Source organism: Alicyclobacillus kakegawensis NBRC 103104 (genome assembly GCF_001552655.1).
GTDB classification, from domain to species: domain Bacteria; phylum Bacillota; class Bacilli; order Alicyclobacillales; family Alicyclobacillaceae; genus Alicyclobacillus_G; species Alicyclobacillus_G kakegawensis.
Genome location: NZ_BCRP01000070.1, coordinates 1 through 563, shown reverse-complemented (window position 1 = coordinate 563; position 563 = coordinate 1). Strand labels below are relative to the sequence as shown.

Sequence of the window (563 nt, the reverse complement as noted above, 5' to 3'; positions counted from 1 at the left end):
GAGGGCAAGCGCGAGGTGGCCAAAGGGCGGCGTGAACTGATGGGACGCCGGATTGCGGCTGGTGTGTCCGAGGGCCAAGAGTTCTGGGAACAGACAGTGGCGCAGTTTGGCCACACGTGGGACTGGAGCGGAGTGAACAGCTGCTGGTTAGGCACGGACGGGGCTGCGTGGGCAAAGCAGGGTCTGGACATGTTACCCGGCGCCAAGCACCGGTTGGACCCGTATCACCTGCGTAAAGCGCTGCTACAGGCCTTGAGGCCGGAGGATACGGCCTACCGTGAGGTATGCGAGGGCCTGGAAGCCGGGGAATGGGAACGGATTGACCGAGTGCTGATGAATGTGGAGCGACGCAGCCGAGGCCCGGTGAAAGAGCGCGTGCGGCAACTGAGAGGGTACCTGTATCACAACTGGGACGGAATTGTGACATCGGAGGCTGCCGCGAGCCTCGGGACGATTGAGGGACAGGTGTTCCACCACCTTGCACGGCGGATGAAACGGCACGGAGCGCGCTGGAGCGCGTCAGGGGCCGATCATCTGGCTCGGGTCATGGCGGTGCGAGCGAA

1 protein-coding gene is annotated in these 563 nt (G+C 63.9%); it reads left to right on the top strand.

Annotated elements, in window-relative coordinates; all coding sequences use genetic code 11:
- Positions 1–563 (top strand): UPF0236 family transposase-like protein (locus AK2_RS16275; RefSeq protein ID WP_174521168.1); only part of this gene is annotated, 563 nt, incomplete at both ends.